Source organism: Pseudomonas sp. SAR267 (assembly GCF_052077595.1).
GTDB classification, from domain to species: domain Bacteria; phylum Pseudomonadota; class Gammaproteobacteria; order Pseudomonadales; family Pseudomonadaceae; genus Aquipseudomonas; species Aquipseudomonas vlassakiae.
The window spans coordinates 80,853-100,388 of the sequence record NZ_JBQIHU010000001.1 but is presented as its reverse complement, the minus strand read 5'-3'; the positions used below and the strand labels follow the sequence as shown (position 1 = coordinate 100,388).

At 63.6% G+C, this 19,536-nt stretch carries 18 protein-coding genes; 4 read left to right on the top strand and 14 right to left on the bottom strand.

What is annotated here, in order from left to right:
- Nucleotides 1-3 precede the first annotated feature (3 nt).
- Both ACTORR_RS00575 and ACTORR_RS00570 read right to left on the bottom strand, forming a co-directional pair.
- On the bottom strand, nucleotides 4-402 hold the full coding sequence (locus tag ACTORR_RS00575; RefSeq protein WP_054884497.1) for an NUDIX hydrolase: 399 nt from the start codon (nucleotides 400-402) through the stop codon (nucleotides 4-6).
- A gap of 82 nt (nucleotides 403-484) precedes the next feature.
- Nucleotides 485-4,249, bottom strand: coding sequence for a CheR family methyltransferase (locus ACTORR_RS00570; protein WP_313364445.1), 3,765 nt, complete (start codon nucleotides 4,247-4,249; stop codon nucleotides 485-487).
- A gap of 324 nt (nucleotides 4,250-4,573) precedes the next feature.
- Here ACTORR_RS00570 and ACTORR_RS00565 point away from each other — a divergent pair, with 324 nt between their 5' ends.
- Both ACTORR_RS00565 and ACTORR_RS00560 read left to right on the top strand, forming a co-directional pair.
- Entirely contained in the window at nucleotides 4,574-4,786 is a 213-nt protein-coding gene (locus ACTORR_RS00565; protein WP_054884495.1) for a general stress protein, read from the top strand.
- A gap of 147 nt (nucleotides 4,787-4,933) precedes the next feature.
- The gene (locus ACTORR_RS00560) at nucleotides 4,934-5,203 is read left to right on the top strand and encodes a DUF6555 family protein (RefSeq protein WP_054884494.1); all 270 of its coding nucleotides are present in this window, start codon (nucleotides 4,934-4,936) and stop codon (nucleotides 5,201-5,203) included.
- A 4-nt stretch (nucleotides 5,204-5,207) separates the two neighbouring features.
- Here the strand turns inward: ACTORR_RS00560 and ACTORR_RS00555 are convergent, their stop codons facing one another.
- Together ACTORR_RS00555 and ACTORR_RS00550 are read right to left on the bottom strand one after the other, a co-directional pair.
- Nucleotides 5,208-5,378, bottom strand: a complete 171-nt coding sequence (locus tag ACTORR_RS00555) for a hypothetical protein (protein ID WP_156351914.1) — start codon at nucleotides 5,376-5,378, stop codon at nucleotides 5,208-5,210.
- 151 nt (nucleotides 5,379-5,529) lie between these two features.
- Entirely contained in the window at nucleotides 5,530-6,144 is a 615-nt protein-coding gene (locus ACTORR_RS00550) for a response regulator transcription factor (RefSeq protein ID WP_313364444.1), read from the bottom strand.
- Between the two features lie 125 nt (nucleotides 6,145-6,269).
- Here ACTORR_RS00550 and ACTORR_RS00545 point away from each other — a divergent pair, with 125 nt between their 5' ends.
- Complete coding sequence (locus ACTORR_RS00545; protein WP_099814956.1) at nucleotides 6,270-7,931, top strand: ATP-binding response regulator; 1,662 nt, start codon at nucleotides 6,270-6,272, stop codon at nucleotides 7,929-7,931.
- Here ACTORR_RS00545 and ACTORR_RS00540 read toward each other — a convergent pair.
- A complete protein-coding gene (locus tag ACTORR_RS00540) occupies nucleotides 7,918-8,217 on the bottom strand; it encodes a hypothetical protein (RefSeq protein ID WP_054884491.1) in 300 nt (99 codons plus the stop codon). The two genes, ACTORR_RS00545 and ACTORR_RS00540, sit on opposite strands and share 14 nt — an antisense overlap.
- Before the next feature lie 429 nt (nucleotides 8,218-8,646).
- Between ACTORR_RS00540 and ACTORR_RS00535 the strand changes: the two genes are divergently transcribed.
- Complete coding sequence (locus tag ACTORR_RS00535; RefSeq protein WP_099814957.1) at nucleotides 8,647-8,961, top strand: hypothetical protein; 315 nt, start codon at nucleotides 8,647-8,649, stop codon at nucleotides 8,959-8,961.
- Between the two features lie 3 nt (nucleotides 8,962-8,964).
- Here ACTORR_RS00535 and ACTORR_RS00530 read toward each other — a convergent pair whose 3' ends face one another.
- The 9 genes from ACTORR_RS00530 to arnB are packed head-to-tail and all read right to left on the bottom strand — an operon-like array spanning nucleotide 8,965 to nucleotide 19,378.
- A complete protein-coding gene (locus ACTORR_RS00530) occupies nucleotides 8,965-10,560 on the bottom strand; it encodes an ArnT family glycosyltransferase (RefSeq protein WP_441343422.1) in 1,596 nt (531 codons plus the stop codon).
- Nucleotides 10,557-11,930, bottom strand: a complete 1,374-nt coding sequence (locus tag ACTORR_RS00525) for a UDP-glucose dehydrogenase family protein (protein WP_441343421.1) — start codon at nucleotides 11,928-11,930, stop codon at nucleotides 10,557-10,559. The genes ACTORR_RS00530 and ACTORR_RS00525 overlap by 4 nt, the downstream gene beginning before the upstream one ends.
- Nucleotides 11,927-12,340, bottom strand: a complete 414-nt coding sequence (gene arnF / locus ACTORR_RS00520) for a 4-amino-4-deoxy-L-arabinose-phosphoundecaprenol flippase subunit ArnF (RefSeq protein ID WP_054884488.1) — start codon at nucleotides 12,338-12,340, stop codon at nucleotides 11,927-11,929. The genes ACTORR_RS00525 and arnF overlap by 4 nt, the downstream gene beginning before the upstream one ends.
- Nucleotides 12,337-12,681 carry a 4-amino-4-deoxy-L-arabinose-phosphoundecaprenol flippase subunit ArnE gene (gene arnE / locus ACTORR_RS00515; protein WP_099814959.1) on the bottom strand — a complete coding sequence of 115 codons (345 nt, stop codon included), beginning with the start codon at nucleotides 12,679-12,681 and terminating at the stop codon, nucleotides 12,337-12,339. Before arnE ends, arnF begins: the two co-directional genes overlap by 4 nt.
- Nucleotides 12,678-14,327 (bottom strand): lipid IV(A) 4-amino-4-deoxy-L-arabinosyltransferase, encoded by a 1,650-nt coding sequence (gene arnT, locus ACTORR_RS00510; protein WP_441343420.1) that lies wholly within the window; start codon nucleotides 14,325-14,327, stop codon nucleotides 12,678-12,680. The genes arnE and arnT overlap by 4 nt, the downstream gene beginning before the upstream one ends.
- Complete coding sequence (arnD, locus tag ACTORR_RS00505) at nucleotides 14,324-15,208, bottom strand: 4-deoxy-4-formamido-L-arabinose-phosphoundecaprenol deformylase (RefSeq protein ID WP_054884485.1); 885 nt, start codon at nucleotides 15,206-15,208, stop codon at nucleotides 14,324-14,326. Before arnD ends, arnT begins: the two co-directional genes overlap by 4 nt.
- Nucleotides 15,208-17,214 (bottom strand): bifunctional UDP-4-amino-4-deoxy-L-arabinose formyltransferase/UDP-glucuronic acid oxidase ArnA, encoded by a 2,007-nt coding sequence (gene arnA / locus ACTORR_RS00500; RefSeq protein WP_441343419.1) that lies wholly within the window; start codon nucleotides 17,212-17,214, stop codon nucleotides 15,208-15,210. Before arnA ends, arnD begins: the two co-directional genes overlap by 1 nt.
- Nucleotides 17,211-18,233, bottom strand: a complete 1,023-nt coding sequence (gene arnC, locus ACTORR_RS00495; protein ID WP_441343418.1) for an undecaprenyl-phosphate 4-deoxy-4-formamido-L-arabinose transferase — start codon at nucleotides 18,231-18,233, stop codon at nucleotides 17,211-17,213. Before arnC ends, arnA begins: the two co-directional genes overlap by 4 nt.
- Nucleotides 18,230-19,378 carry a UDP-4-amino-4-deoxy-L-arabinose aminotransferase gene (gene arnB, locus ACTORR_RS00490; protein WP_441343417.1) on the bottom strand — a complete coding sequence of 383 codons (1,149 nt, stop codon included), beginning with the start codon at nucleotides 19,376-19,378 and terminating at the stop codon, nucleotides 18,230-18,232. The genes arnC and arnB overlap by 4 nt, the downstream gene beginning before the upstream one ends.
- Nucleotides 19,379-19,536: the final 158 nt, after the last annotated feature.

Here is a 19,536-nt window from a genome sequence, read left to right as displayed (position 1 = left end):
TGTTCAGCGTACCGACGCGGCGACCGTGCGGTCGCACGCCAGCAGAGAGCGGATCACTGTTTTGATCTCGGCGTTGATGGCCGACATCTGGTCCAGGTGCTGAAAGCAACAGTCGGCGATCTCGTGGTCGGCGGTCGGCTTCGGCGCGTGGGCGAAGTCGGCCTCGAACACATAGTGCATGCGCTCACCGGTTTCAAAGCGCATGAGCAAGGTCAAGGTTTCGGCCTGCAAGCCCGTCTCTTCCCGTAACTCCCGCTCGGCCGCCTGCACCGGTGTCTCTCCCGGCTCGATCTTGCCGCCGGGCAAGGTCCACGGTGCCTTGGGTTTTCTCACCCACAGCCATTTCTGTGATTGCTTGCCATGCCGGCAAATGATGGTGGCGCGGTGTTTGACTGGCTTCATGCAGCCTCCTGCGGCAAATCCCTGGTTCATATGGGTTTGTCCGCAGGCGTGCAATGAACGTTCTGTTTAACTGGCTAACGGTTCAGCAGGGCACCGAGCCGCTGAGCGCCTCGATGGTCTCGACCAGCTCGTCATAGCCCACCGGCTTGTTCAGGTGACGATCGAAGCCGGACTGGCGCGATTTGTACTGGTCGGCACTGGCACCGTAGCCGGTGAGGGCGATCGCTGGCGTATGACGCAGGTGGGCGAGGCCGCGCAAGGCCTTGATCAGTGCGTGACCGTCCATGCCTGGCATGCCGATGTCCGAGATGATGACGTCATAGTCGCCACTGGCTGCGGCCTCCAGCGCCATCAGCGGATCGCTGTACGCCGCGACCTCGGCGCTTTCCATCTCCAGCAACGCCTGCATCACTTCCAGCACTTCGGGTGAGTCGTCGACCAGCAAGATCGTCGTGCCTTGCAGCCGTCCTTCACTGACAGGCTCTGCAGCGTCTGGACGCAATTGCACACCTGGGTCGCACAACGGCAGGCGTACGGTAAAGGTGCAGCCCTTGCCGAGCCCCGCCGAGCTGGCTTCGACACTGCCGCCATGGGCTTCGGTCAGCTGGCGCACGAGTGAGAGGCCGATGCCGAGGCCTTCACGGCCATGGCTGGCCACCTGCGGCGCCGCCTGGCTGAACAGGTCGAAGATATGCTCCAGGTTATCGTGGCTCACGCCCACGCCCTGGTCGATCACCTGCAGGCGTGCCTGTGTCTGGTCGTGGCTCAGCACCAGGCGAATTTCATTGCCCGCCGGGCTGAACTTGAGCGCGTTGTTCAGCAGGTTCCAGATGATCTGTTCCAGGCGCGTCAAGTCGCCCTCGATCATCAGCGGCTGGGCGTCGGCTGGCATTTCCAAGCGTACCTGGCAAGGGTGCTGTTCGCTCAGCACCACCGCATGGATGCCCTGAACAATGGCGCCGAGGTCCACGGGTTCAGTCTTGAGCTTGAGTTTGCCGGTGCGAATACGCGCCACATCGAGCAGGTCATCGATGATCCGGGCCTGGCTGGACACCGCTTCGCAGATGGTGCCCACGGCCTTGCTGGCGGCGCCGATGCTCTTGATCGACGGCAGCCGGCGAAGGATTTCGGCATTGAGCTGGATCAGGTTGAGCGGGTGTTTGAGTTCATGGGACATCACCGCGAAAAACTCGTCCTTCATGTGGCTGGAAGTCTGCGATTCGGCCAGTTGCTTGCTCAGGCGCTCTTCACCCAGGCGCACGCGCTCTTCGGCGGCGCGGCTCTTGCTGATGTCGATGAAGGTAAGCACGGTGCCGTCGATCTCCTGCTCGCTGGAGCGATACGGCAGCAAGCGTGCCAGGTACCAGTGGTTGTCCTGGGCGCCGATCTCGCGCTCGATGATGGTTTCACCCTTGGCCACGGCGCGGGCGTCATCGGCCAGTGCCGGGTAATCGAGGCGGTGGGTGATGTCCAGCAGCGAGCGGCCGGTGTCCATCGGCAGCATGCTGAACAAGTCGGTGGCGCGCGGGGTGAACCAGCGAATGCGCAGGTTGCGGTCGACGAACACCGTGGCGATGTCGGTCGAGGCGATCAGGTTGCTCAGGTAGTCGTTGACCTTGTCGGTTTCCTCGACCTTGTTCTTGAGCTCGTAGTTGACGGTGAGCAATTCCTCGTTGATCGATTGCAGCTCTTCCTTGCTGGTTTCCAGCTCTTCGCTGGCCGAACGCAGTTCTTCGTTGATGGCCTGCATTTCTTCGTTGGAGGCGGTCAGGGCTTCGCTGGAAACCTCCGACTGTTCGATGGTTTCCTGCAGTTGCTGGCGGGTACGCTGCAGTTCGCGCTCCAGGTTGTTCAGCACCATGCTGTCGGTCTGGCGGATGACCCCTGGCAGCGGCAAGGACGGGTCCGGCGCACGCTCTTCGAACACCACCAGCAGGCACTCGCCGGTGCTGAGTTCGTCCTTGAAGGGCTGCACGGTGATCTCGGCTTGCTGCCTCTGTTCACCTTCGCCAAGGTCGACCGGCCGCGAGGTGACGGCCTCGGTGCCCTGGCGGGCCTGGAACAGGGTAGTGCGCAAGGCCAGGCGCAGGCTCGGCAGCACCAGGTTGAGCAGGTTACGGCTCGGCTCGCCTCCTGCCAGCTGCAGGTAGCGCCCGACGCCGTCGCTCATGTGCAGGATATTGCCGTCGCCGTCGATGATCAGGCTTGGCGGCGTGCGCCGGGCCAGGGCACGCTGGTGCATCTCGGCATAGGACGGCTTGCGTCCGGGCTTGGCCTTGGCCTGAAGGTCCTGGGCGATGCTGGTCATGTTCGCCCCGGGCAGCTGCCGGCCTGAGCGACGGCCGGCCGGGCTGACGTCACGGGCGCGGAAGATGCGGTTGCGCTTGTCTACCGGGGCGAACAGTTCACCGGCTACATCGGCCGATTCTGAGGTGCCGAGGAACAGGTAGCCACCGCTGCGCAGGGCATAGTGGAACATCTGCAGGATATCGTGCTGGACTTCGCGGTCGAGGTAGATCAGCAGGTTGCGGCAGACGATCAGGTCGATCTGCGAGAACGGCGGGTCGGACAGCAGGTTGTGGCGGGCGAACAGCACCTTCTCGCGCACCTCCTTGCGCACCCGGTAATGCTGGTCTTCCTTGACGAAGAACTGGCGTAGCCGGGTGGGTGGCACGTCGGTAACGATCGCCTCGGGATAGGAACCCGCGCGGGCAATACTGATGGCGCGTTCGTCGAGATCGCTGGCGAACACCTGGAGCTTGCGTGCGCGCTGTTCCAGGGCCAGTTGCTCACACACCAGCATGGCCAGGCTGTAAGCCTCTTCGCCGGTGGAGCAGCCCGCTGACCAGATGCGGATCTCGCGGTTGTCCTCGCCTTCGCTGGCCAGTTGCGGCAGCACGTGACGTTCCAGCGATTCAAAAGCCTCGCGGTCGCGGAAGAAATTGGTCACACCGATGAGCATGTCGCCGAGCAAGGCAGTCGCTTCGCTGCCGTGTTGCTCCAGATAGTTCAGGTAACTGCCCAGGTCGGTCTGCCCGGTGACATGCAGGCGGCGCTCGATCCGTCGTAGCACGGTGGCGCGCTTGTAATGCTGGAAGTCGTGGCCGGTGGCGGTGCGCAGTTGCAGCAGGATTTCTTCGAGCAATGGCTCGGCGGCCTGGGCATCGCCGGCCCGGGTGCCCAACGGCGGCGGCAGGGTATCGTCTTCGATCTCAGGTAATTTCACCTGCCGCGCCGTACGCCACAGTTCCGTCAGCTTCTGCGGCATCTCGGCAGCCGGCAGCACCAGGTCGACCATACCGGTCTCGATGGCGGCGCGCGGCATGCTGTCGTACTGGGCGTCGTCCGGGGTCTGCGCCAGGGTCACGCCGCCTTGTTCCTTGATCCGCGACAGACCCACCGCGCCGTCGGCACCGGTGCCCGACAACACCACGCAGAAGGCGTGGTCCTTGTGCACGTCGGCCAGATCGCGGAAGAACAGGTCGATGGCCACATGGTCGCCGCGTCGGCGGTTGGCCGGGGTGACGCGCAGGTAGCCGTCGTTGGTGGAAAGACGATTGGCCGGCGAAATCACATAGACATGGTTGCGTTCGATCGGCACTGGCTCGGTGACTTGGCGCACCGGCATCGGCGTGGCTTCCTGGATGATCCTGTCGGCCACGCTCTGGTGGTCGGGCGACAGGTGCAACACCACCACAAAGGCTGCACCGCAATCACCGGGCATCTGCTGGAAGAAGGTGCGGATGGCCTCCAGCCCTCCAGCCGACGCACCAATACCGACCACCGGGAAATCCAGGTGGCTTGGGCTCAGCGCGGGGTTTTGCGGCGATGCGGGTTGCTCAGTCATGAAGATGCCTTGTGCAGACCTTGAGGATGGCCCTTTGAAGCATCGCCGGGCAGATGAGCGAGCATTATAGGCAGCTCGTCGGTTCTGCTGCGAGGCTTGCCAGTGGTAGGCCGTTTGCAGTTGTGACCATGCAAGTGTGACCCTTGAGCAGGAGAAAAATTGCCCGTCCAAAACCCGCCACACGATCATTTGCCGCGGGGGCCTTTGGCGCCACCGGTCAGCCACTTGCAATCCGATTGAGCAGTGCCTGGCATCGCCTGTTCGGAACCTAGGCAGGGCACCGTTTCATTCGCCCAACCCATCCGCATGGCAAGGAGACAGGACATGGCTGGTGATCAACAACGGACCGGACAACGTGGCGGCACAAAGGAGACCAACCCAGGCAACTTCGCCAATGACCGCGAACGTGCCTCCCGGGCTGGCCACAAAGGTGGCCAGGCGTCGGGCGGCAACTTCGCCAACGACCGGCAGCGGGCATCGGAAGCCGGCCGCAAGGGCGGGCAGAACAGTCACGGAGGGGGCCGCCAGCAGCAATGACAAGGGGCTCGCCGAGGCCCGCCGGCATCAGGGTGCCTGGCAAGGACCCTGATGCATCCCTTTGAATTGTTCGACAATCTTTTTGAATCTTTCGCGGACGGCATCACTCAATGAATAGTCATCCATGGAGAAGAGGAGGGCCGCGTGATGCCTAGTCCCCAGCTATACATTATCGATTACCTGCTGCACGGCCAGCCGCGCAGTTTCATTATCCGGCTCGAGAAAATCGATAACGCCGAGGCTTGGCACTGGGCCAGTTGTGATGCAGGGATCGGCATCATCCCGAAGTTCGGCCGGGAGAGGATCAAGAAAGTGAGCCGGCCAATGGCCGAGCGTTACGGCATAACCGCAGTGACCTGGCGGCCGTCAGGCAGCAAGCCCAGCCAGACGGTCAGCGACTCAAGTATGACCAGCTGATCCTTCATGCACCGGATTCGGGGTCGCTCGCAGGCACTCCGGGCCGGTTCTGCTCGTCCTCAGTCAGATCAGGATCGGCGTCCGGGTCAGCTGCCCGGTCGTTGCGTTCTTCTGGGTCCAGTTCGGGCCAATCGTCCTGAGCGCTACCTCCGCCCATTTGCAGTATCTGGTTCATGATGGCGCCCTCGCTTGGCGAAAAAGGCCCACCCGAGGGTGGGCCAAGCACAGGAGTGATGAGCGATGATGATTGACCACCGTTCATGGATTGAGAGTGCCGGGCGCCCCCGCATGATCAGTTGCATTGCCATCGGCACCGACCGACGGTATCAGGTTCCGCTGTACTTGACGGCCGCGGCCGTGCGCGAGGTGACATTCAGCGCCTTGAGCAACGATGACACGTGAATACGGACGGTGAACGGCGATATGTCCAGGGCGCGGGCAATTTCCTTGTTGGTCTTGCCTTGGGCGATAAGGCGCAGTACCTCGTGCTGGCGGTGAGTGAGGTGTTCCAGCTCGTTGCCGCTGCCCAGGTTCGGCAACAGGCCTGAAGGGCTGTACTTGACCAGCACCTCGCCGTCCCGGATCGCCAGGATCGCTGCGCCGAGTTCATCAGGGGCGATGCTTTTACCAATGAAGCCATCCACGCCGCTGGCCATGACGTGTTCGATCAGCGCCGGCTCGTCGACCATCGACACGATGATCAGGGTAGTGCGGCGTAACAGCTGGCGCAGTTCGGTCAGGCGTTCGATGCAATCGAGCCCGGGGAAGCGCAGGTCGAGTATCAGCGTGTCCGGCACCTCGCCCTGGCGGGCAAGCGCCAGCACCTGCTGCAGGTCCCCGGCCTCTTCCAGTTGTGCTTGCGGCAATACCCGCTGCACGGTACGGACCATGGCCTCCCTGAACAGCGGATGGTCGTCCGCCACGATGATGCGGCACGTCACGATCTGGCACTCCCTGTGAACGGCGTTGTTGCCACCATGCTAACTTAGCAGCCTGCTGCCGCAAACGCCCGTAAGCGCTGCGCCAGGCAGGCGCCTATGCGGCCCCGTGCACAAGGACGTTTACCATGGACTACAACAAGAACAACGAGCTCGACCAGGCCAACCTGCGCGTCATCGTCGCCAGTTGCGCGCTGGTCTACATTACCGTTCTGGGTTTCCTGCCGGGTGAATCGATCGCCAGCTACCTGCCGGTGATCTACTACATCATCAGTTTCATCCTGCTGTCGATCGGCCTGCGCCAGGCCATCGCCCGCTGGCCTGGACACTACCCATGGCGTCGGGTGCTGGGCATCGTGCATGACTACACCGGCACCTGTTTCGGCCTGGTGCTGGGCGGCGAAGCGGCGTTGCCGCTGTACGCGGTGATGGTCTGGGTCAACCTCGGCAACGGCATGCGCTTCGGTACCCGCTACCTGGCCATTGCCACGGTACTGGCGCTGACAGCGCTGGTCGCGGTGTACCAGCTCAACCCCTACTGGCAGGCCAACCCGTTCATGGTACTGATGCTGCTCACCACCAGTACGGTCATCCCGCTTTACGCCCACATGCTGCTTGAGCGCACGCGCAAGGCCTCGGAACTGGCGATGGCGGCCACCCAGGAAAAGTCGCGTTTTCTGGCCCAGGCCAGCCATGACTTGCGCCAGCCGATCCACTCCATCGGCCTGTTCACCGCCTGCCTGCGCGAGGCGCCGCTGGCCGAGCAGGAACGGCGCCTGGTGGACAGCATCGACCGCTCGCTGCTCAACGTATCGCAGCTGTTTCGTTCGATCCTGGACCTGTACACGCTGGACAACGGCAGGGTGCAACCGAAGTACGAGGCCTTCGCCCTGCACGAGTTTCTCGCCGAACTGCTGCGGCAGAACGCCGAGGCGGCGCGCTGGGCTGGCGTCGAGATGCGCTTGCGCCCATGTGCCTACTGGACCCGCGCCGACCGCGGCATGCTCGCGACGATGGTGCAGAACGTGCTGTCCAACAGCTTCAAGTACGCAGCCCAGCGGCCGCTGCTGATCGGCGTGCGGCGTCATGGCCAGGCGCTGGCCATCGTGGTCTATGACCAGGGGCGCGGGATCGATCAGGTGCACCTGGGTCTGGTCTTTGAAGAGTTCTACCGGGTACGTCAGGTGCGTGACAAGGATGTCGAAGGCGTTGGCCTGGGCCTCTCGATCGTCAAGCGCCTGGGGCATTTGATGGGCATGCAGGTTCAGCTGCGTTCGCAGCTGGGGCGCGGTACGGCGGTGAGCCTGCAAGGCTTGCCGCGCCTGGCGGCGCAACCGGTCGCCCGGAGCAGTGAACAGCAGGTGTTGCAAGGCGCCATGTTCGGCGGCCTGAAGGTGTGCCTGGTGGAAGACGATCACAACGTCCTGCGCGCCACCTCGGCGTTGCTGCAGCGCTGGGGCTGCGAAGTTGAAGCGCATGGTTCCCCCTTGGGGCTGGTCAGCGAATGTGACGTGATCGTTGCCGACTACGACCTGGGCCAGGAGGCCACCGGCGTCGATTGCATCGAGCGTTTGCGGGCACAGCGGGGCTGGGAGGTACCGGCGTTGATCATGACCGGGCATGACCTGGAGAAGATCCAGGCGATCGTCCAGGGGCGCAATATCGCGCTCTTGTCCAAGCCGGTGCGCCCGACGGAGTTGCGTGCAGCCCTGCGGGAACTGCGCGAGGTGCCGGCGGCGCCGGGAACAGAGGTCGGCGCCGACGGCAGAGGCAGCATCACTGCAGGATGATTGCCTGGCCTTCCTTCAGGCAGGACGGGGTGGGCTCATACAGGCCCATGCTGCCCACGGCAACGATGGCGCCGCTGGGCATCTGGCAGTTGTACTCGCCTTTTGCGGTGGTGGCGGTGTAGTAGGTGATGGTGCTGTCGCTACGGACGTTGGCGACCTTGCTGACCGGAGTATTGAGGGCGAACTCGGCGCGTTCCTTGAGGGTCTGCTCGGAGGGTTTGATGGTCTGGCAACCGGCGACGGTGAACAGGACGGCGGCGCTCAGCAGGAGCTTGGCGGGTTTCATGAGGGTGGGCTTCCTTGGCGTGGGGGGGTGTTGAATGGCCGGACTATAGCGCCGAGGAGCGGGCAGGGCATTAGGGCGGATGTGCGAGGTGGCCTTGTGCCTTTGTCTGGCGCCTGTACCGGCCTCTTCGCGACTAAAGCCGCTCCCACAGGTGCTATGCAGGTCTCAGGCCTGAGGCGATGTCCCCAGCCAGCCCAGTTCGCTCAGCTCCGCTTGGCCAGCTTGTGCGCCATGAACTGATGCGCAGGCGAAAACAGCCGGTTGTAGGAATTCTGCGGGCCTTTCAATGGTGAGGTTCCTTGACGCCGAATAGAAAAAGGTATTTTAAGCAGTCCAGGTCACAAGGTCAGGTTTTTTTGACAGAACTTTCACTTTGAATGGCTTAAATCAGCGCTAACGCAATACGCATATTGAGCAGGGCTGCCCATCATGCACACATCGATGTTTGGTCATCACTTATTGTTTCTGGCGTTGTTCATTGCCTCTGTAGTGAGCTGGCTTTACCTGTGGTTGGTAGGCTTTCTGCATCCTTCGGTGGCAAGCAGCGATTGCCCGGTACTCAAACCGGATGCCTTGACGGTGGTCGGGCTGTTGTTGACCCTGGGCTGCGCGGTGCTGGAATTCTTCAGCCCGTTCGAGGGGGTCACGTTGTTGATCGTGCTGCTGGTGATCGGCCTGATCATGCCCTGGGGCGGCGCATTGGGCGGCCGCTATCACGAGCGCCTGCGCGCACGCAGATCCTGATCTTCAGCGCCCGAGATACACCAGCACATAGTCGTTGTTGTCGAAGCGCCCGCTCAGTTGCGGCTGCAGCGCCTGCATCGGTGTGCCTTGCAGGGCCTGGAAGTCGTGCCGATCCATCATCAGCCACGCCGGACCCTGCACGGCCTGCAGCTGCTCGGGAGTCTCGGTGAACTGCGGCCGCAGGTCGTAGTCAAGGTTGACCATGAACTTGATGGCCTTGGCATCCTGGCCCAGGCGGTACAGCACCAGCGGGGCAGGTTGCTGCGCGACCTTGGTGACTACGGCCTGGGTAAAGCTGCGGGTGTCATACAGGCGGCGCTCCACCGGCTCGAACACCGCGACATACACCAGCCACAACGCCATCACCGCACAGCCGGCAGTCACCTCGGCACGCCAACGTGACTGCACCAGCCGTGACAGCGCCCACAACTGCAACGCTGCCAGCACCACCATCAGCACTGTGATGGAGCCGGTTTCCTCGGGAAAACGGCGCTGAGCCATGAGCAAGGCAATCATCATCAGCCCCGGCATCAGCAGCCATAGCCCCTGAATCACACCGCGCAGCCAGGCGAACAGCCGCCCCTGTGCGACCTGGAACGGGTAGGCGGCAATGATCGCCACCATTGGCAGCATCGGCAGCAGGTAGCGGGCCTTCTTGGCCAGCGGGATGGACAGGCCGAGCATGACCAGCAGTGCAGCAGCCGCGCAATAACCGACCAGGCGCAACGCCGGCCCCTGCAGCTGCGCACGGCCCAGCCAGGCGGCAACCAGGGCCAGCAATGCCAGAGGGTAGGCCAGCGCATAGTTGCCCAGCGCGCTGGTGAAGTAATACAGCGGGCTACTGGCACCTTCGCTACCGTCCATACGCCCCAGGAACTGCATGCGTATCACGTCATCCAGAAACGCCTGGCCACCGCTGGCCTTGGCCAGCCACAGCAGCAGGCAGACACTGGCGACCAGCAGCAGGCTGGCGAGTACACCAAACAGCAGCATCCTCCGCCATTGGCCGGTCAGCAGGTAATAGCTGCACAGCATGCCGGTCGGCACTACCAGGCCGATCGGTCCGCGAATGCCAAAGCCCAACAGCAACAGGGCGAACACCAGCGGCCAGCGCCGCCCGGCAGCCCGCTGGTCGTGGGCGTAACCCAGGTAGAACACGCTGAAGGCGACGGCCGCCAGCATGAGGTCCTGTGACACCGCGCGGACTTCGCTGACGAAGGTGGCCGTCAACAACAGCAGGGCAGTGCTGCTCCACGCCCAGCGCAGCGAGAACGGCGCCAGTAGCCGGTACATCAGGGCCACGATCACCGCGCCAGCGATGGCACTGGGCAACCATGCGCTCAGACCGTTGACCGTCCCGAATGGCAGTGACGCCAGCCAGATGAACAAGGTCGAGAGCGACGTGTAGTCGGCATAGGGCTGCCCGTAGGTGGTCGGGAACACCGTTGGCCCATGGCGCAGCATCTCCTGGGCGAACAGCACGAAGCGCGAATCGAAACCGATCGGCGCCTGCCCGTACACCCCGGCGCAGAACAGCAGCAGTGCCAGCAGCCCCGCGACCAGGGACTGCCGGCGAACGGTGACGGACAGTGCCTTCACGCCGCTTTCGAACCCTGGCGGGGTAGTTGCGGGGAGACCGGCAACTGGCAGGAGTCGCCACGGCCGATCGGGAAGTATTTGAACCCTTTACGCGACAGGCGCTCGGCATCATAAAGGTTGCGCCCGTCGAAAATCACTGGAGCTTTCAGGCGTTGCTGGATCAGGTCGAAATCCGGTGCCTTGAACTGCTGCCACTCGGTACAGATGATCAATGCATCGGCGCCGTACAGCACCGATTCCGGGGTGCCCATCAACATCAGTTTGTCTTCATCCGGATATAGGTGCTGGGTTTCCTGCATGGCTTCGGGGTCAAAGGCACGCACGCTGGCGCCGGCTGCAAACAGCGACTCAAGCAGTACGCGGCTGGGGGCATCGCGCATGTCGTCGGTGTTCGGTTTGAACGCCAGGCCCCACACGGCAAAGGTCTTGCCGGCCAGGTTGCCGTTGTAGAACGCATTGATGCGTTCGAACAGTTTGTGCTTCTGGCGTTCGTTGATCGCTTCGACCGCCTGCAGCAGGTCGCTGGAGCAATGCACCTGCTCGGCACTGTGGATCAGCGCACGCATGTCCTTGGGGAAGCATGAGCCGCCATAGCCGCAGCCTGGGTAGATGAAATGGTAGCCGATGCGGGTATCGGCACCGATGCCCTGGCGCACCGATTCGATATCGGCGCCCAGGTGCTCGGCCAGCTCGGCGATCTGGTTGATGAAGCTGATCTTGGTGGCGAGCATGCAGTTGGCGGCGTACTTGGTCAGCTCGGCGCTGCGCAGGTCCATGAACATGATGCGGTCATGGTTACGGTTGAACGGGGCGTAGAGGTCGCGCATGACATCGCGCACGTCTTCACCCTCGCACCCGATGACGATACGGTCCGGCCGGCGGCAATCGGCAACCGCCGAACCTTCCTTGAGAAATTCCGGGTTGGAGACGATATCGACGCGCAGTTCACGGCCCGCGAGCGCGGTATTGATGTGGGCCCGCAGGGTGTCACCGGTGCCGACCGGCACCGTGGACTTCTCGACCAGGATCAGCGGCTGTTGGCGATGGCGAGCGACTGCATCGCCGACCGACAGCACATACTTGAGGTCTGCCGAACCATCCGGGCAGGAGGGGGTGCCAACGGCGATGAAGGCGACCCGGCCATGTTCGACGGCAAGCTTTTCATCGGTGGTGAACTGCAGGCGGCCGCCATCCAGGCCTTCGCGCACCAGGCTGGAAAGGCCCGGTTCGAAGATGCTGACATGGCCTTGGCACAGCAACTCGACCTTCTTCTCGTCGATATCCATGCACACCACATCATGGCCGACCTCGGCCAGTACCGCGGCTTGCACCAGGCCGACGTACCCGCTACCAAACACTGTAATTTTCATGGAGCACTCCTTAATGCGGGCGAACGGGCCGGACGCGTGTTGATCGTAATGACGCCGAGCATGACCAGTGCCACGCCCAGCGATTTGCTCAAACTGAAGGACTCGTCGAACAGCGGCAGGCTGGCCGCCAACAGGTAAACCAGGGCGTAGCTGAGGCTGAGCAGCGAGTAGGCGCGGCCCAACGGCAGGTCGCGCAGGGCCAGCAGCCAGCAGAGCATCGACAGGCCATAGGCGGCGATCGCAGCCAGCACCACGGCCACGGCAACGGCATCCACGCCCTGGCCGGTCAGTGCCGTCAGCCACTGGCCGGGTTGCGGCAAGCGGGTCATGCTCCAGCGCATGGCCAGTTGGGCAGTGCTGACCAGCAGCACGCTGCCCAGGGCAAAGCTGATACCCAGGCGCTGGTTCATGCTTGCTGCCCCAGCAGGGCGACACCGGCGATGACCAGGGCCACCCCCAGCCAGTGACGGCGATCGACCGGTTCATGGAAGCCGAAGCGGGCGATCAGGGTGATCACCACGAAGTTCAGGCTGAGCATCGGATAAGCGACGCCCACCTCCATGCGCTGCAGTACCAGCAGCCACACCAGCAAGCCACTGCCAAGTGCGAGGAGGGCCAGCCACAGCCAGGGCGAACGCAACTTGTCCGTCCATGGCCCCGCTTGCCCGCGCCAGCCTTCCACGGCGAACTTCTGCGCCACCTGGCCCAGGCAAGTCAGCAGGCAGGCCGCGACCAACAGCAGCCAGCTCATGGCGATACCCGGTGGAGAATGAGGATCACCATCTTGCCCTGGTGATAACGGGTGCCATCGTCGGGCAGCAGCGCCAGTTCACGCTGCTCATCCTCGCCCTTTACCCGCATCACCACGGCGACCGTGCCACTGCGGCGGGCATCATCGACCCATTGGCGAACGTTCTTGTCGTTCAGCCGACGACCTTGGCCTTCCGGGGTCGCCAGGCCGTACTTCAGTTCGCCAACGGTGTTGTAGAACGCCACGTTCGGTTGTTTTAGGCGCCAGGCCAGTGCCGATGCGGCGCCGAGGTCGTTGCTCATCAGGTGCGTGGCACCTGCCAGTTCGTCGAGGTGCTGCAGAATGAACTGGTCGGGCATCTTGTTGCCTTCCACCGATTTGGGCAATGCCGCCGGCAGCAGGGCCATCAGCAACAGGCTGCCGAGCACCGGGGCGGCCCAACGGCGCACCGGCGACAGGGCCTGGGCCAGGCTGGCGAGTGTCCACCCGGTCAGTGCCACGCACATCAGCAGCAGGCCGGTCGGCTCATGGCCGTACACGGGCTTCTTCAACTGCAGCCAGGCCAGTGCGATCAGGGCAAGCGCGCCCATCACCACGTTGAGCCAGCCGTTGATGCGCAACGCGCGACCTTGATGCAGGCGCAGGCGGTCTTCGACTGCATGGCCGATCAGCAGGGCCAATGGCAGCAGGCACGGGAAGATGTAGGTTGGCAACTTGCCCTTGCTCAGGCTGAAGAACAGCAATGGCATCAGCAGCCACAGCAGCAGGAACACGACCTTGGCCTGGGCAAGGCGCTGCCAGGCCTGTTTCAGCGCCAGTGGCAGGAGGGCGATCCAGGGCAGGCTGTAAGCCACCAGCAGTGGCAGGTAGTACCAAAAGGGCGCGCTGTGCTGGGCATCGTCACCGGCAAACCGGCGAATGTGCTCATGCCAGAAGAAGAACCGCCAGTAGTCGGGTTCCTGCACATGCACTGCCAGCACCCAGGGCAGGCTGACGACGATCGCCACCACCACGGCCACTGGCCCGTACACCAGCAGTTCACGCCAGCGCTTCTGCCAGAGCATCCACGGCAGCGCGATCAGTACCGGCAGCAGCCAGGCGAGAAAGCCCTTGGTCATGAAGCCCATGGCGCAGGCCAGCCCCAGTACCGCCCAGGCTGCCAGGCGCTGGCCCTTGCCGTGGCTGTCGATGGCGAACCACAGGGCCACCAGGCTGAGGTTGACCCACAGGGTGAACTGCGGGTCGAGGTTGGCATAGACGGCCTGGCCCACCATGACGCAGAAGCTCATGTAGACCAAGGTGCAGATCAGGCTCTTGCGCGGGTCATTCCACAGGCGGCGTGCCACCAGGTAGCAGAGGATCAGGCTCAGGCCGACGCTCAGCGCCGAGGCAAAGCGCACGCCGAACAGGTTCTGGCCGAACAGCCCCTGGCTGAGGGCGATCATCCAGTAGCCGGCGGCGGGTTTTTCGAAGTAGCGCAGCCCCATGAAGTGCGGCGAGACCCAGTTGCCGGTCAGCAGCATCTCCTGGCTGACCTGGGCGTAGCGGGTTTCGTCGGGGATCCACAAGCCATGCCCGCCCAGTGGCAGCAGGAAGGCCAGCACGAACAGGCCGAGCAGCAGCGGTAGCGTCCAGCGTCTGTTCATGAACCTTGCACTCCCAGCCAGCCCTCACGGCCTTGCAGGGTGCCGCGTTGCACACGGGCAACGGGCAGGGTGTCGAGCGAGGCGGGGAGCAACTCGCCCAACGGTTTGAACGCAATCTCGCGCTGGCGTGCATCGGCCAGCAATTGACGGAAGTCCTGGGCCATCAGAATCCCTTCTACCTCTGCATGGATGGTGTAGACGTTGAGTGCCTGCGGGCGGAATTGCCCGAGCATGAATGCGTTGAAGTGCGCGGCAGCCACTTGCGGGCCGACGACCTCGTCGAAGGTCGGCATGTCCACCGGAATCTGCGGCGTCCCTGGCGAGCCGTCAGCCAGCCGGGGGCGGAACAGGTTGCTACCCCGGCAATCGCTGTTGTAGCGGAAACCGAAGGCCTGCTTGGCCTCGACCACCCGTTCGTCGGCGCGCCAACCGGCGACTGCCGAGCAGTCGACCGGTGCACCGAGGATGTCACTGAGGGTGTCGACGCCCCGACGGATCTGCTCAGTCAGTTGCGCCATGCTCCAGCGCCCGGCATTGGCCTGCCAGCCGTGGTGATCCCAGGCATGCAGGCCGACCTCGTGGCCGGCGGCGCGGGCCTGACGCATCAGGTGCCCGAGGTCGCGGCCAATCGGTTTCCCGGGCCAGGCGGTGCCGGCCAGGAGGATGTCCCAGCCGTACAGCCCGGCGGCATTGGAGCGCAGCATCTTCCACAGGAACTGCGGGCGAATCAGGCGCCACAAGTGGCGCCCCATGTTGTCTGGCCCGACACTGAAGAAGAACGTCGCCTTGACCTGCGCCTCGTCGAGCAACTCCAACAGGCGCGGCACACCTTCGCGGGTGCCGCGGTAGGTATCGACATCGATGCGCAACCCTGCCTGCATCAGTGTGCTTCTTCTGCCGGACGGGCCTCGATCTCGCGCATCGCTTCACGCAGGAAGAAGTCCAGGGTGTTGCCGATGGTTTCGCGCATCTCCACGGTCGGCTCCCAGTTCAGCAGGCGTTTGGCGTTGGCGATGCTCGGCTTGCGGTGGGACACGTCCTGGTAGCCGCCGCCATAGAACGCCTTGCTCTCGACGTCGCGGAAGCCGGCGAACGGCGGGAAGTGGCTGCGCAGCGGGTGGGCTTCGAACTGGCGCAGCAGTTCTTCGCCAAGCTGGCGGATGCTGGCTTCGTTGTCCGGGTTGCCGATGTTGATGATCTGGCCGTTGCAGGCATCGTTGTCGTTGTCGATGATCCGTGCCAGGGCCTCGACGCCGTCGGCGATGTCGGTGAAGCAACGCTTCTGCGCGCCGCCGTCGAACAGGCGGATCGGTGTGCCTTCCACCAGGTTCAGGATCAGCTGGGTGATGGCCCGGGAACTGCCGATACGCGCCGAGTCCAGGCGGTCCAGGCGTGGGCCCATCCAGTTGAATGGGCGGAACAGCGTGAAGTTCAGGCCTTTCTGGCCATAAGCCCAGATGACCCGGTCGAGCAGCTGCTTGGACACCGAGTAGATCCAGCGCTGCTTGTTGATCGGCCCGACCACCAGGTTGGAGCTGTCTTCGTCGAAGTTCGTGTCCTGGCACATGCCGTAGACTTCCGAGGTCGACGGGAAGATCACGCGCTTGTTGTACTTGACGCAGTAGCGCACCAGGCGCAGGTTTTCTTCGAAGTCCAGCTCGAACACGCGCAATGGGTTGCGGGTGTACTCGATCGGCGTGGCAATGGCCACCAGTGGCAGCACCACGCCGCACTTCTTGATGTGGTACTCGATCCACTCGGAGTGGATGCTGATGTCGCCTTCGACGAAGTGGAAGCGGGGGTGGCTGCGCAGGCGCTCGATGGCGTCGGAGCCGATGTCCAGGCCGTAGACTTCGTAGCGCTCATCGCTGAGCAGGCGCTCGGACAGGTGGTTGCCGATGAAACCGTTGACGCCAAGGATCAATACACGGGTGCGGCGCGCACTGCGGCGGGCGTCGGCGCCACGCAGCAGCGAGCCTTCGACCAGGCCCAGCTCGTTGGCCAGTTGCGGGCCGCTCAGGTACAGGCCGTTGTCGTTGCGCTGGCCGGCGCTGATCATCAGCGAGTCCTCGCCACAGGCGATGCGCAGCGGGTCGGTGCTGATGACCCGGCCTGGGGCCAGGCCTTCGTTGCCCTTGACGACGTCGGCGCTCCAGACGATCAGCTTGTGCTCGCCGACCTGGCAGAAGGCGCCAGGGTAGGGCTGGGTCACCGCGCGCACCAGGTTGAACAGGGTTTCGGCAGGCGCTTGCCAGTCCAGGCGGCCATCGGCTGCGGTACGGCGGCCGAACACGGTCGCCTTCGATTCATCCTGTGGGGTTTCGCTGACCTTGCCCTGGCGCAGGTTCGGCAAGGTGTCACGCAGCAGGTCGGCGGCGGCGGCGCGCAGCTTGCCGTGCAGGCTCAGCGCGGTGTCGCTGCGTTCGATGGCCACACGCAGCTGGGCGACGATGGCGCCGGCATCGGCGCGCTTGACCATGCGGTGCAGGGTCACGCCGGTTTCGGTTTCACCGTTGACCAGCACCCAGTTGGCCGGTGCGCGGCCGCGGTAGCGCGGCAGCAGCGAGCCGTGCAGGTAGAACGCGCCGTTGCGGCCGGTGGCAAGCAGCGGTTCGCTCAGCAGGTTGCGGTAGTAGAACGAGAACAGGTAGTCGGGGTCGAGCTGGCTGATGCGCTCGACCCACAGCGGGTGGTTGACGTCCTCCGGCGCATGCACCGGGATGCCTTTGCGGGCGCACAGCTGTGCGACCGAGGCGTAGAAGGTGTTTTCCTTGGGATCGTCGGCATGAGTGAACACCGCTGCGATGTCATAACCGCTGTCGAGCAGGGCTTCAATGCCGGCGCAGCCGATATCGTGGTACGCGAAGACAACCGTTTTTGCACTCATGAGTGAACCTGACCAGAAGTAGAGGAATTGAAACCATCAACGGTGACGCTTGCTGCAGGTGCAGGCGGGGGGCCGCTGCGCAGCACTCTTTCGATGAAGAACCGCGGGCGGGCGCGCACATCGCTGTACATGCGCCCCAGGTACTCGCCGAGCAGGCCCATGCCGATGAACTGGCCACCGGTGAACACGAACAAGACGGCGAACAGCACGAACAGGCCGTTGCCGGCCCAGCCCGGGCCAAACGCCAGGCGCAGCACGACCAGCCCGAAGGCGAACAGCACGCCGAGTGCGGCCATGCTGAAACCGACGATGCTCAGCAGGCGCAATGGCGTGGTGGTCATGCAGGTGATCAGGTCGAACATCAGGCTGATCAGGCGCATCGGGCTGTATTTCGAATCGCCGTGCTCTCGCTCGGCGTGGGTCACCAGGATCTCGGTGGTGTGGCGGGCGAAGCTGTTGGCCAGGATCGGGATGAACGTGCTGCGCTCGCGGCAGGCGAGCATCGCGTCGATCACCGTGCGCCGGTAGGCACGCAGCATGCAGCCGTAGTCGCTCATGGCGACACCGGTGGAGCGCTTGACTGCGTAGTTGATCACCTTCGACGGCCAGCGGCGCAGGGCCGAGTCCTGGCGGTTGCTGCGTACCGTGCCGACCACGTCGAAGCCACGTTCGGCTTCGGCAACCAGCCGCGGGATTTCTTCCGGCGGGTTCTGTAGGTCGGCGTCGAGGGTAATGACCACGTCGCCCTTGCACTGCTCGAAACCGGCCATGATCGCTGCGTGCTGGCCGTAGTTGCGGTTGAGGATGACCGCGACGAACGGGCTGTTCTCGGCTTGGGCGGCGGCCTCCAGGATGTGCGCGGAGTCGTCGCGGCTGCCGTCGTCGACCAGCACGATTTCATAGGGGTGGCGCAGTTGCTCGCAGGCTGCGCCAGTACGACGCAGCAGCTCGGGCAGGCTTTCCTGCTCGTTGTAGACCGGGATGACGATGGACACGCAATGGATCGGGTAAGGTCTCACGAGCGATTTCCCACAAGCTGTTCTATGGCGGTGACGACGCGGTCGAGGTCCTGGTTGGTCATGTCGGGGAACAACGGAATGGAGCACAGCCGCGCTGAGTTCCATTCGGTGTTCGGCAGCGACAGCTGCGGATCACGCTGGCGGTACCAGGTGTGCAGGTGGGTCGCGATGAAGTGGATGCCGGTGCCGATGCCGCGCTCCTGCAGGCCTTTCATGAAGGCTTCGCGGTCCAGGCCGCAGCGTTCGCTGTCGATGCGCAGGATGTACAGGTGCCAGGCGTGCTGCTGTGGGTAGTCCGGCACGGCCAGGGGCTGCACCGGCAGGCCTGCCAGGCGTTGCTGGTAGCGCGCGGCCAGCTCGGTACGGCGGGCGTTGATCGCATCCAGACGCTCCAGTTGCACCAGGGCGATGGCGGCGTTGATGTCGGCGAGGTTGTACTTGAAGCCGGGCTCGATGACCTGGGCCTGGGGCTTGCGACCGTGGGTCATGCGGTCATAGGCATCGACACCCAGGCCATGGAATTTGAGCATGCGCACGCGGCTGGCCAGGGCTTCGTCGTCGCTGACGAACATCGCACCTTCGGCGCAGGTCATGTTCTTGATCGCATGGAACGAGAAGATCGCCGTACCTCGAGCCCCTATGTGGCGGCCCTTGTAGCGGGTGCCGGCGGCATGGGCGGCGTCTTCGATGACGGCGATGCCGTGCTTGTCGGCAAGGGCGTACAACGGGTCGAGGTCAAAGGCAGCGCCGGCATAGTGCACCGGAATGATGGCCTTGGTCCGCGGTGTGATGGCGGCTTCGATGCGTGCCGCGTCGGTCATCAGGGTGTCCCGATCAACATCGACAAACACCGGTGTGGCGCCGAGCAGCGAGATCATGTTGGCCGTGGACACCCAGGTCTGCGATGGGGTGATGACTTCATCCCCGGGGCCGATACCCAGTGCCAGCAAGGCAATATGCATACCGCCAGTGGCCGATGACAAGGCTACCGCATGGCGGCAACCGACGTACTGCGCGAACTGCTCTTCCAGGGCTTGGTTCTGCGGCCCGGTCGTGATCCAGCCCGAACGCAGGACTTTTTCAACAGCCGCTATTTCTTCTTCGCCCATACTCGGACGTGAGAAGGGGAGAAACGCCTCACTCATGAGCACCTCGGTGATACAGGAAAAGTGACAGAACCCATTGATTTCATTGGTTCAATTGCCAGCGTAGACGCAAAGAAAAGTTTTGCATCCCGTGCACAGGCTAAAAGTTGCTGCGTTGCGCTAAGTCAAAGTTTTCTGCGGGGCTCAGTCATCCATGC